The 12,115-nt window shown below is 40.7% G+C and carries 11 protein-coding genes and 3 tRNA genes; 7 read left to right on the forward strand and 7 right to left on the reverse strand.

Going from position 1 to position 12,115, the window contains the following annotated elements:
* The first annotated feature begins 4 nt into the window (after positions 1-4).
* The 3 genes from ftsH (at position 5) to G8D99_RS04165 (ending at position 3,410) form a co-directional block, all read left to right on the forward strand.
* On the forward strand, positions 5-1,903 hold the full coding sequence (ftsH, locus tag G8D99_RS04155; RefSeq protein ID WP_166322905.1) for an ATP-dependent zinc metalloprotease FtsH: 1,899 nt from the start codon (positions 5-7) through the stop codon (positions 1,901-1,903).
* 132 nt (positions 1,904-2,035) lie between these two features.
* On the forward strand, positions 2,036-2,887 hold the full coding sequence (gene folP / locus G8D99_RS04160) for a dihydropteroate synthase (protein WP_227554353.1): 852 nt from the start codon (positions 2,036-2,038) through the stop codon (positions 2,885-2,887).
* A 211-nt stretch (positions 2,888-3,098) separates the two neighbouring features.
* The gene (locus G8D99_RS04165) at positions 3,099-3,410 is read left to right on the forward strand and encodes a DUF5713 family protein (protein ID WP_166322907.1); all 312 of its coding nucleotides are present in this window, start codon (positions 3,099-3,101) and stop codon (positions 3,408-3,410) included.
* A gap of 1 nt (position 3,411) precedes the next feature.
* On the opposite strand, the gene G8D99_RS04170 is transcribed toward G8D99_RS04165, so the two are convergent.
* From G8D99_RS04170 to G8D99_RS04190, 5 genes are all read right to left on the reverse strand, one after another.
* A complete protein-coding gene (locus G8D99_RS04170; RefSeq protein ID WP_166322909.1) occupies positions 3,412-3,969 on the reverse strand; it encodes a hypothetical protein in 558 nt (185 codons plus the stop codon).
* A gap of 133 nt (positions 3,970-4,102) precedes the next feature.
* Positions 4,103-4,188 (reverse strand) — tRNA-Leu (locus G8D99_RS04175).
* Between the two features lie 132 nt (positions 4,189-4,320).
* Positions 4,321-5,052 carry a hypothetical protein gene (locus G8D99_RS04180; protein WP_166322911.1) on the reverse strand — a complete coding sequence of 244 codons (732 nt, stop codon included), beginning with the start codon at positions 5,050-5,052 and terminating at the stop codon, positions 4,321-4,323.
* A gap of 116 nt (positions 5,053-5,168) precedes the next feature.
* A tRNA-Leu gene (locus G8D99_RS04185) sits at positions 5,169-5,254 on the reverse strand.
* A gap of 12 nt (positions 5,255-5,266) precedes the next feature.
* A tRNA-Cys gene (locus G8D99_RS04190) sits at positions 5,267-5,340 on the reverse strand.
* A 153-nt stretch (positions 5,341-5,493) separates the two neighbouring features.
* On the opposite strand from G8D99_RS04190, the gene folD reads away from it, so the two are divergent.
* Both folD and G8D99_RS04200 read left to right on the forward strand, forming a co-directional pair.
* Positions 5,494-6,342, forward strand: coding sequence for a bifunctional methylenetetrahydrofolate dehydrogenase/methenyltetrahydrofolate cyclohydrolase FolD (gene folD, locus G8D99_RS04195; protein WP_166322913.1), 849 nt, complete (start codon positions 5,494-5,496; stop codon positions 6,340-6,342).
* Between the two features lie 279 nt (positions 6,343-6,621).
* The gene (locus tag G8D99_RS04200; RefSeq protein ID WP_166322915.1) at positions 6,622-7,290 is read left to right on the forward strand and encodes a class I SAM-dependent methyltransferase; all 669 of its coding nucleotides are present in this window, start codon (positions 6,622-6,624) and stop codon (positions 7,288-7,290) included.
* 34 nt (positions 7,291-7,324) lie between these two features.
* Here the strand turns inward: G8D99_RS04200 and G8D99_RS04205 are convergent, their stop codons facing one another.
* Both G8D99_RS04205 and G8D99_RS04210 read right to left on the reverse strand, forming a co-directional pair.
* Positions 7,325-7,756: a hypothetical protein gene (locus G8D99_RS04205; RefSeq protein ID WP_166322917.1), complete on the reverse strand. Its 432-nt coding sequence runs from the start codon at positions 7,754-7,756 to the stop codon at positions 7,325-7,327.
* A gap of 409 nt (positions 7,757-8,165) precedes the next feature.
* Positions 8,166-9,995, reverse strand: coding sequence for a phosphoenolpyruvate carboxykinase (GTP) (locus tag G8D99_RS04210; protein WP_166322919.1), 1,830 nt, complete (start codon positions 9,993-9,995; stop codon positions 8,166-8,168).
* Between the two features lie 405 nt (positions 9,996-10,400).
* Between G8D99_RS04210 and G8D99_RS04215 the strand changes: the two genes are divergently transcribed.
* Together G8D99_RS04215 and G8D99_RS04220 are read left to right on the forward strand one after the other, a co-directional pair.
* The gene (locus tag G8D99_RS04215) at positions 10,401-11,339 is read left to right on the forward strand and encodes a diacylglycerol/lipid kinase family protein (protein WP_166327508.1); all 939 of its coding nucleotides are present in this window, start codon (positions 10,401-10,403) and stop codon (positions 11,337-11,339) included.
* On the forward strand, positions 11,320-12,099 hold the full coding sequence (locus G8D99_RS04220; protein WP_166322921.1) for a metallophosphoesterase family protein: 780 nt from the start codon (positions 11,320-11,322) through the stop codon (positions 12,097-12,099). The genes G8D99_RS04215 and G8D99_RS04220 overlap by 20 nt, the downstream gene beginning before the upstream one ends.
* Positions 12,100-12,115 lie beyond the last annotated feature (16 nt).

A 12,115-nucleotide genomic window follows, 5' to 3' on the forward strand; every position in this document is an offset into this window, starting at 1 on the left:
AGCTTTGAGCGATCTCTTCAAAAATGCCGTTTTGTGGCTTGTGATACTAGGTGTGCTGATCTTAATCTTCAGCAACATTAGTGACCGAGATAAGCCTGCTGCATTAAATTATTCAGAATTTATTGCATCGGTGAATGCTGGTCAAATTAAGCAAGTCATCATTGACGGCGAAAGAATAAGTGGCGAAAAAACAAATGGTTCTCCTTTTGAAAGCATTCGCCCAGCAGTTCAAGACCCTGAATTGATGCCAAATCTCATCAAACATAACGTTGTTGTTGAAGGTACTGCACCGCAACGTCAAGGTTTGTTGATGCAACTTCTAATTGCAAGTTTCCCTGTACTGTTAATCATTCTGTTATTCATGTTCTTCATGCGCAACATGGGTGGTGGTGCCGGGGGTAAAAACGGCCCAATGAGCTTTGGTAAGTCAAAAGCCAAGATGCTCTCTGAAGACCAAATCAAAATTACCTTTGGTGATGTTGCAGGCTGTGACGAAGCAAAACAAGAAGTGGTTGAAATCGTTGATTTCTTAAAAGACCCAACTAAATTTAAACGCTTAGGTGCAAGCATTCCGCGTGGTGTGCTGATGGTGGGTCCTCCAGGTACGGGTAAAACCTTACTTGCGAAAGCGATTGCGGGTGAAGCGAAAGTTCCATTCTTTAGCATTTCAGGCTCTGACTTTGTTGAAATGTTCGTGGGTGTGGGTGCCTCTCGTGTCCGTGATATGTTTGAACAAGCCAAACGCCATGCGCCATGTATCATCTTTATTGATGAGATTGATGCAGTGGGTCGTCACCGTGGTTCGGGTACCGGTGGTGGTCATGATGAGCGTGAGCAAACACTGAACCAAATGTTGGTTGAGATGGATGGTTTCGAAGGCAATGAAGGCATTATCGTGATTGCTGCCACCAACCGTGCAGACGTATTGGATAAAGCCTTACTTCGTCCGGGTCGTTTTGACCGTCAAGTGATGGTGGGTTTACCTGACATCAAAGGTCGTGAACAGATCTTAAATGTGCATTTGAAAAAATTGCCTTCTGTAACAGGTGTCGATGTTGGTGTGCTTGCACGTGGTACACCGGGCTTCTCGGGTGCGCAATTGGCAAACTTGATTAACGAAGCTGCTTTGTTTGCTGCTCGCCGTAATAAAAATACGGTTGATATGCACGACTTTGAAGATGCCAAAGACAAATTGTTTATGGGGCCTGAGCGTAAATCGATGGTGCTTCGTGAAGAAGAGCGTCGTGCTACGGCTTATCATGAAGCAGGTCATGCGATTGTGGCTGAAATGCTACCGGGTACAGACCCTGTGCATAAAGTAACGATTATGCCGCGTGGTTGGGCATTGGGTGTGACTTGGCAATTGCCTGAGCAAGATGCGATTAGCCATTATAAAGACAAAATGTTGAATGAACTTTCGATTTTGTTTGGTGGTCGTATTGCGGAAGAAGTCTTCATCAATCAAATGTCAACCGGTGCTTCGAATGACTTTGAACGTGCAACCAAAATGGCACGTGCAATGGTGACCAAGTACGGTATGTCTGAAAAGATGGGTGTGATGGTCTATGAAGATGATTCTCAGCAATCCTTTATGGGCAATATTGGTAGCCGTACCATTTCAGAAACGACTCAACTTGAGATCGATCGTGAAGTGCGCCGCATTTTGGATGAGCAGTATAAAGTTGCGCGTGATATCTTGGAAAATAACAAAGATATCGCACATGCCATGGTGAAAGCTTTGATGGAATGGGAAACCATTGATCGTGAGCAAATCCGTGACATTATGGAAGGTCGTGAGCCAAATCCACCGAAGGTGTATGTTGCAGAGAATCCTGTGCTTGATGTAACACCCGCGGACAGTGCGACAACACCACCGCCGTTACCATCTTTGCCGAAAGTTTAAGATTGTAAATTAATAAAAAGAGTCTCTGTGGAGGCTCTTTTTTTTATCTTGCAAACATTCTGCATAAAACAAATGACAGCTTGAAAATATCTCTTGCTAGAATAAAGCGATAGAACAGTAAGGAAATTTGACATGCAACTCATGCCCTTGCCACAACGAACTTTGCAATGTGGAAAACTCAGTCTGGATTTATCTCAACCGCATGTGATGGGGATTTTAAATGTCACGCCAGATTCGTTTAGTGATGGTGGGCAGCACAATGAGGTGAATCAAGCGGTCGCATTTGCCTTAGAAATGATTGGAGATGGTGCAACAGTCATTGATATTGGAGGGGAGTCTACACGACCGGGTGCTTCGCCTGTGGCTGTAGAAGAAGAGATTCGCCGTGTAGTTCCTGTGGTAGAGGCTTTAGCACAACATGATGTGGTGATCTCTATTGATACCTCAGAGCCTGAAGTGATCAAAGCTGCCGTGCAAGCAGGGGCGCATATTTGGAATGATGTGCGTGCGCTTACACGACCTCACGCCTTAGCAACAGCGGCTGAGTTGAATATACCGGTTATGATTATGCATATGCGGGGTGAGCCCACCACAATGAATGCTTTGGATCAATACAAGGATGTAACTGAAGATGTGATGGCTGAACTCAAGCAAAGCATCGATGATGCTTTAAAGGCAGGAGTCAAGCCTGAAAACATTGTGATTGACCCAGGTTTTGGTTTTGCCAAAAATGCACAGCAAAATTTAAAACTACTGAATGAATTTCATAAGTTAAACAGTTTGGGTTATCCAATTTTATCGGCTCTTTCCCGTAAGCGCTTTATTGGTGAAGCCCTTGGTGGTGTAGATGCGCAGCAACGTGCTGTAGGCTCTGTGATGGGGCATATGCTGAGTATTCAGCAGGGTGCCTGTATGGTGAGAGCGCATGATGTTAAAGCGATGGTTGATGCGATTAAGGTCTGGTCAGCAATGCAAAATGCTTGATCTTAGGTAAGGATTAGATTTATTTGATACAGTTCACATTTTTGGCGAGATAATTTAGACTTTAGTTGTAAACGTTTTTACGATGAAAAATAATATTTTAAATATACTTTTGGTTGGGTAAATCAATTAATTTGTTTTTAATATTAGGTGAATTGTATCGTTTGTGGTATATAAACTCGGTTTTTGTTAATGCTAAAATTTGAGCTTTAATATGTTTAACGATTTACTCCTCCCAATGTTTGATGATGAATATTATCCAGATATTCTAGTTGCTGAAGTGAAGCAACTCATTGAGCAGTTTGCCAAAAAGGTAGCAAAAGCCAAATCTGATGATGATATTTACCGTTTCGCAGGTGAAACAGTAATTGAAATTAATGAAATGAAGCCGCAGTTTGAAGACCTGGAATCATCTTTGGATGATACGGCCGCGGATTATATTGCTGAAGCCATGATGATGGTGGTACAAGACGAAGGCTATCTCGAAATTGAGATGGAAGAATTGGTATCAAATAGAGAGTGGTAAATCACTCTCTATTTTTTTGTCTGACTTTTAAGCTCCAATAAATATTTTCACTTTTATCGCGAATAAGATAGCCTGTTAGCCAAGCTAAATTCACAGTACCATCCATTCTTTTGGAAAGTTTAATTTTTTCATTGAGCCAATCTAGATGGGTTTTATAGCATTTATCAATATCATAAGTTTCCCAAGATGAATAATCTTCATTCCTGTCTCTGATCTCAATAAAAAGGCCAGCCAATTTACCACTAGAGTTAAAGTTTAAATGCATCTCTAAATCTAATTCCAATATTTGAACCAATTGAATCTTGTGATTGTTTTCTAAAATCTGATATCGATCACCTAACTTTTTTTTGGGAATAACTTTTAAGTATTTTTTGGGATTTATAAAGTTTTCATAACAATTTAGATGTAATGAATTGCCTTGATCTTTGAACAGAATGCCAGCGCTTAATAATTTTTCTTTGAACTCGGGGAAATTTGTATGAAGTGGAATGAAAATATCATTGATACGTAGATCACCATGAGTTGGGTCAAAAATAAGAGATTGAATAGTACTGGACATGCTGAGAGCACCAATTTTATTGTTATGGAAAATTAAGACTTTCTATTTTAATGGATCATATCTAAATTTTAGACATAAAAAAACCAGCGCTAGGCTGGAGATTTTATTGCACCATTATTCTGTAAGAGAAGAATGGTGCCCGAGGCCAGACTCGAACTGGCACGCTTTGTGGGCGGGGGATTTTAAATCCCCTGTGTCTACCGATTTCACCACTCGGGCATGAGCGCAATAATAGAGGACGAAATAACAGTTGGCAAGAGCATTTCTAACTAATTGCTTTGTTTTCAATCAAATCATGCGCTTGTGTGCAAAATTTAATAAATATTCTGTAAAGGATGGCTTGAAAGGGTATTACATAATGCTATCAAGATAGTGTTCAAGATCAACATGTTTATAGGTCATACACAATTTATTCTCAAGATTAATCAGTTCGATGTGCAAATCCACAAACTGTTTCTTTTGTTTGACTAAGGTTTGATAGTGTTCAGTGTCTTTTTTATTGATTAAGAGTTTGAAATTAAGTCTCAGTACCTGCTTGTAGGTCCAAAAGCAGATTCGACGTACTTGCTGTAATTCGTGATATTGCACTGCTGTGGTGGTGGGGCGAAACATATTCTCTTTGTAGAACTTCACAAAGCCAAAGCTCAGTGTGGCTAAGAAAAAAAGCACCATCAGTAGCCAGCTTTCAGCAAAGGCGATATTTAAACTTTGAAGCACGATCAGTGCAGTAAGCTTCAGTGGTGTGTGTTGCAGTTGGTTATAGAGCGAGGTGCTACTGTGCTTAATCTGTTTAATAATGATTGGGCAGATCAGCATTAAAAACAGCATGATCCCTAAAGCGGATAAGGAGAAAGCTTTAAAGTAGTGAATTTCAGCAAAAGAGCGATAGATCATTTCTCCAAAAGCATAGGACAGTGAACCGAAGATCATTAGTGCCAACGCCCAAGGAATAAGTTCTTTAAGCTCATCTAAGATGCCTTGAGTTTTAATTTGACCATAGAACAAAAAGTTGCCTTTAAATGCACTTGGATAAAGTTCATGAAGCTGTTGCAGAAACTGCTCAGATTTTTGATTGCGAATCATGGGAGGGGTAAAGCGAAAAATGTAATTGTAATATATATGAATTCTTAAGTTTTAGACATAAAAAAACCAGCGCTAGGCTGGAAATTTTATTGCACCATTATTCTGTAAGAGAATAATGGTGCCCGAGGCCAGACTCGAACTGGCACGCTTTGTGGGCGGGGGATTTTAAATCCCCTGTGTCTACCGATTTCACCACTCGGGCATTTTAACAAGATGGAGGCGGAGGTCGGAATCGAACCGGCGTACACGGAGTTGCAGTCCGCTGCATGACCACTCTGCCACCCCGCCATGTCTTGTTGATGCGTATATTATCAAGCTCTGAAAAAAAAACAATACTCCATGTGGTGTATATGTGCATAAAAACGGCATATAGCGAAAAATAATGAAAATAATCATGTATTATGTGCAAAATTGATTCATATCATCACTTGGAGAAGTGCCGTGGCATTAGTTTTAGATGGTCGTGCATTGGCGAAGCAAATTGAAGCTGACTTGTTGACTCGCGTAGAAGCGTTGAAAGAGAAAACAGGTCGTACCCCAATTTTGGCGACTATTTTAGTGGGTGACGATGGTGCATCTGCGACTTATGTACGTATGAAAGGGAACGCTTGCCGACGTGTCGGTATGGATTCATTGAAAGTTGAACTTCCAACTGAAACCACAACAGAACAATTATTGGCTGAAATTGAAAAACTCAATGCTAATCCAGATGTTCACGGTATTCTTTTACAACATCCAGTTCCTGCGCAGATTGATGAGCGCGCATGTTTTGATGCAATTTCACTTGCAAAAGATGTGGATGGGGTAACTTGCTTGGGTTATGGTCGTATGGCGATGGGTGAGGCTGCTTATGGTTCTGCGACACCTGCCGGCATCATGACGATTCTAAAAGAAAATAACATTGAAATTGCAGCTAAACATGCTGTGGTGGTGGGCCGTTCTGCAATTTTAGGTAAACCGATGGCTGCAATGTTGCTCGAAGCCAATGCAACCGTGACCATTTGCCATTCACGTACCCAAGACTTAGCAAGCTTTGTGAACCAAGCCGATATTATTGTCGGTGCTGTAGGTAAGGCGGAGCTCATTCAAAAAGATTGGATTAAGCCGGGTGCAGTGGTGGTTGATGCAGGCTTCCATCCACGTGAGGGTGGCGGTGTCGGTGATATTCAATTACAAGGTATTGAAGAGATTGCATCCGCGTATACACCTGTACCGGGTGGTGTAGGTCCAATGACCATTACCACTTTGATTCGTCAAACGGTTGAAGCGGCTGAAAAAGCGCTAGGTTAATTTTTTACTTAAAAGATCTTAAAGTCACAACGGAGTCTTACTGTTGGGACTTATTAATTTAAGAAGCTCGTATGTTACTTTTGTTTCGGCGAAATGAGGAGCGAGCTACGCAAGAAAACCATTTGTCATCTGCTGAACTCGACATATTTTGTCTTTCGATTAATGATGTCGCAGAAACATTGTTAATTCGATTAAGGTCTGTCTCGTACAGCAGCAGACGACGATGTCGCGCACCCATTATGTTTATATATTCAAATAAAATCATCTCCAAGGCTTAATATGAGCTGTACTTTCCAATTTCCTAAAGCACCGGAACATCTACTTAAAGCTTTGCATGACGTGATTCCATATTGTGAATTGCATGCACAGCAGTTACCTGAAACGCCGATTTCCCTGTGGTTGATTCCCCCTGTCTTTCCAACAGACAAACTCGATGATGAGGTGATTCGTCGGATCTGGAACGATACGCCGTATTGGATCTTCTGTTGGGCTTCAGGTTTGGCTATGGCGCAATGCTTGTTAGCTGAACCACATCATGTTAAAGATAAAGTGGTTTTAGACTTTGGTGCAGGCTCAGGTGTCGTTGCAATTGCGGCAAAAATGGCAGGGGCAAAACGCGTCATTTGTTGTGATATTGACTCTGTTAGCTTAGATGCCTGCCGCGCCAATGCTGAATTAAATGATGTTGAGCTTGAATACTTAGATGATTTGTATAAAGCCGAGCAAGTCGATGTGTTACTGGCAGCAGACGTACTGTATGACCAATGCAATCGCTTCTTCTTGGATGAATTTTTAAAATTTGCGTCTGAGGTATGGGTTGCAGACAGTCGCGTGAAAAACTTTAGTCATCCTAAATATGAAAAATTGGATGAAAGAAGTGCAACCACTTGGCCTGATTTGGATGAATCGCCTGAATTTAGAAATGTGAGTTTTTATAAGACGCTATAAATAGCGTCTTTTTTATCTCTCAATCATTTTAATATTAAGAACAAGTGTAACGCACGACACTTAAAGTAGTTGGTTTGGTTTCAAGTGCCTGACGAGTTGCATAGTCATCACTACTGGTGTTGGTTTGGGTGTTAGAAAATCCAAAAGAGGTTCGGCTTTGACCTAAGCGAATATTTTTTTGATCATTTTGTCCTAGGCTTGGATTGATAATTTCATTCACACTTAAAATATTCAGTTGGTAATTTTGATTACTTCCCAATACTTTTTGACATGCGCGCATGAGCTTATTTTGATCCAATTGCTGATCTTTACGCCCAGCTAGGGTATAAGCCAAAGTGGCACTATTTGTACTTTGATTTTCAATTTGATAGCCCGTCATGCCATTGTATTGACGAGGCGTGGTTTGACATGCGGTAAGTGCCAAAGTCATAAGGCTAAACCCCAGAAGAGCAGCATTTTTTTTCATTGTGACATCGTCCTGAATAAGTTGCTTTAAGTATGCCATAGCTTGTGTGGTGCTTTGATGGCTAAAAATGAAAAAGAGCTTTCTGAATTTTAAATTTTATCCAAGCTTATTGCTCAAATGGGTTTGCAATAGATCTTTTGCAAAAGTTGAAAAATGTTCAAAATTAAATAATAAAATGCAGCTTGAAAGGTTTCTTTTCACTTTGTGAGAAGGTGAGGATAAGGAAAATTTTCATATAAATTCTCTCCCTAACCCCTCCTTTTAAAGGAGAGGGAGCTTTAGTTATGAATTAAATCGTGGTTAAAATTTGATTTATGCAAGAAGTTTAATATGGGATGGATTAAAATCTATAGAGATATACATTGCATAAAAAAAAGGTCACCGAAGTGACCTTTTTAGATAGCTCAACTTAAGCTGATTTAACCGCTTCTAAAAGCTCATTTTGACGTGCTTTAAGAGCCGCTGGTAAACGATCACCCAATTTATCAAACAATTCAGTGTGGCTTTCAAGCTCTTTGATCCATTGATCTTTATCTTGTGAAGTCACCAAGTCAAATTGTTCTTTGGTAAAGTCTGAACCCGCCCAGTTCAATTGTTCGTAAGTTGGAACACGACCAATTGGAGTATCAACAGCAGTTGCACGACCTTCACAACGATCGATGATCCACTCAAGAACACGCATGTTTTGACCGAAACCAGGCCATACGAAGTTGCCTTCAGCATCACGACGGAACCAGTTTACGTTATAGATACCCGGAAGTTTATTGCCAGCAGCTTCAGCTTTTGCAGCAACTTGCTCGCCCATTTCTAACCAGTGAGTGAAGTAATCCGCCATGTTGTAGCCAGCGAAAGGAAGCATCGCAAATGGGTCGCGACGTACCACACCTTGTTGACCTACAGCAGCAGCAGTGGTTTCAGAACCCATCGTTGCAGCTTTATACACACCATCCACCCAGTCAAATGCTTCTGAAATTAGAGGCACTGTGTCTGCACGACGACCACCGAAGATGAACGCAGAAATTGGAACACCAGCTGGATTTTCCCAGTCAGCATCGATAGAAGGGCATTGACCCGCAGATACAGTGAAACGAGCGTTTGGATGTGCTGCTTTTTCTTCACCAGTGTGTGGTTGTCCTTTCCAGTTCGTAAGATTTGCAGGCGCTTCTTTAGTTAGACCTTCCCACCAAACTTCACCGTTGTCTGTTACTGCAACGTTGGTATAGATCACGTCTTTGTGCAATGTTGCCATACAGTTCGGGTTGGTTTTGGTATTTGTACCAGGAGCAACACCGAAGAAACCAGCTTCAGGGTTGATTGCATATAGACGACCATCTTCACCTGGTTTGATCCAAGCAATATCGTCACCTACAGTTTCAATTTTCCAACCTTCATAACCTGCTGGTGGAATTAACATAGCAAAGTTGGTTTTACCACACGCTGATGGGAATGCAGCAGCGATGTAGTGTTTTTCGCCTTGTGGGTTTGTCACACCAAGGATCAACATGTGTTCAGCCAACCAACCTTGTTGACGACCCATGTAAGATGCAATACGTAACGCTAGGCATTTTTTACCGAGCAATGCGTTACCGCCGTAACCAGAACCAAATGACCAGATTTCACGCGTTTCTGGATAATGCACAATCCATTTATCCGGGTTGCACGGCCAAGCAACGTCTTTTTGACCTTCTTCGAGTGGCGCACCAACAGTATGAACACAAGGAACATATTCGCCGTCAGTACCCAAAACGTCATAAACAGCTTTACCTATACGAGCCATTTTTGACATGCTGACTGCAACATAAGGAGAGTCAGTCAATTCGATACCGATGTGTGCAATATGAGAACCTAAAGGACCCATAGAGAAAGGTACAACGTACAAAGTACGACCTTTCATAGAACCATCAAATAAACCGTTTAATCGTGCACGCATTTCAGCAGGCGCTTCCCAGTTGTTGGTTGCACCAGCATCTTCTTTGTTTTCTGAACAAATATATGTACGACCTTCAACACGAGCAACGTCAGAAGGATCAGAATTCGCTAAATAAGAACCAGGATGTTTTTCTTGGTTAAGTGCTTGCATGGTGCCATTAGAGATCATCAAATCGATATAACGTTGATACTCTTCAGGGCTACCGTCACACCACTCAATTTTCGCTGGCTTAGTTAATTGTGCAATCTCTTCCACCCATGCAATAAGCTGAGGGTGACGAACGAATTCTGGTGCGTTCACTTGGGTCATGGTGAGGCCTATATCAAATGTGTACAATTGGCGTACAAATAACAATCCAAACCTAAAAAAAGATGTTTGGATTTGAGTATGAAAAAAGTGGCTGTATTAAAGCATATTTCAATAAAAAAAATAAGACCAAAGGCTAAATTGGGGAATGAGAACTATTTTTATATAACCAAATGAAATATAAGTATTTTATAAATTATTTACGGTCTTAATTGTAAAATTGATTAACTTGATGTTTAGTATTTTTGTAATAAATAGTCTTATATATGAATCATTTGACATAAATTAAAATGATTCGTTATTGATCGATTGTATAAATCAGCATAATCAAAATTTTACATAAAGGGGCTATTTTTTCGAGCTCAATTGGTCGAAATTATTCAAAAATAAGTACAGATACAATAAATGATGAATATGTCCTTAAAACCTTTATCGATGATATATAACGAAAAGTCAGGGTTTCACGCCAGTAAAAATGATCAAATTTATGAACAATTAATGACATTATGGACTGAGCAAGGCTTTGAAATTCAAGTCTTTGATATCGCTTCAGAAGCAAGCATTGAGGTGTTAATGCAAAAGGTGGTCAGTCGCCATCAACAGTACACAGATCATGGTGTGATAGTGGCAGCAGGCGGAGATGGAACCCTTAATGCCGTCGCATCGCAATTGCTCAATCAAGAAATTCCGATGGGGATATTGCCGCTTGGTACTTTTAACTATGTGGCGCGGGTTTTAAATATTCCGCTTGATTTATTAGAGGCAGCCAAGATTGTGGGCACAGGTGAAGCACGGGCTTCACATGTGGCTCGCATTAATGATCATATCTATTTAAACAACGCCAGTTTGGGCTTGTATCCTTTATTTATTAAAAAACGTGAATTGTATAATCAAAAATTTGGTCGCTTTCCTTTACATGCTTATACCTCAGGATTGGATGTTCTGATTCGTGATCGTAAAGAACTGAAACTCGAATTGGAAGTGGATGGCACAAAATATCCAGTCAAAACACCGTTACTATTTTTTGGTAACAATCAACTTCAACTCGAAGAGATGAAATTAAAAATTGCCAAGTGCGCCGAGCTTGGAGAAGTGGCAGGAGTGATTCTTGCCAAGAGTGATAAAGCCACTTTATTTAAGACTTTATTTCAATTAATTCGAGGCAACTTGGAAAAGGCGGCAGACGTTTATAGTTTTAGTGGAGAGCAGGTCGCGGTATATTCTAAAAAATCATCACTGACCATTGCCATTGATGGTGAACTCATGGAAATAAAAACACCACTCCATTTTTCAGTGGCAAAGAACGCTTTAAAAATTATGGTGCCATATGATTCTGCATCTGTCTGATCTGCATTTTGGTACCGAAAAAATTGAATGTATCGAAGCGATACAGCGTTTTTGTCAGTTGCATCCACCTGAAGCGGTGGTGGTCAGTGGTGATTTGACTCAGCGCGCTCGGTTTAAACAGTTTTATGCTTGCAAGCAATTCTTAGAAAGCTTAGACAGGCCTTATATTGTGATTCCGGGCAATCACGATATTCCGCTGTATCATCTATGGAATCGTTTCTTTAGTCCTTTTGCACGTTATCAACTATTTTTTGGGCAGATGGAAAGCGTTTTGGAAACCGAACATTTCTATATTGTCGGTCTAAACAGTATCCGTCGGCGATATCACACCCGAGGCTATATTTCGCTTGAGCAAATTGAACGCACGGATCAGTTACTGCAACACGCCCCACCAGACAAAATCAAACTGATTTTGGCACATCAACCTTTTTATACCCCACCTGATGATCAGCATGGGATTAAGGATTGTCCAGTATTAGGCAAAATGGCTTTAGAGATGTGGGCGAAATCAGGTTTAAATGGATTATTGCATGGGCATTTACACCAAAGTGCATTCTATAATTTGAATGAGATTTACAATTTAAACGCTCATCATCCCATACTCGAAATTCATGCCGGGACAGCAACCTCTTATCGTCTGCATCACGGACTTCCCAATGGCTTTAATGTGATTGAAAATAATATGGATGTGCATCCTTATTATTTTGAAGTAGCGCGACAAGATTTTATTTTAGATCAGCGAATCATCGAAAAGGCTTAAATCGCCTAAATTCGTC

This window comes from Acinetobacter lanii (assembly GCF_011578285.1).
GTDB lineage: Bacteria > Pseudomonadota > Gammaproteobacteria > Pseudomonadales > Moraxellaceae > Acinetobacter > Acinetobacter lanii.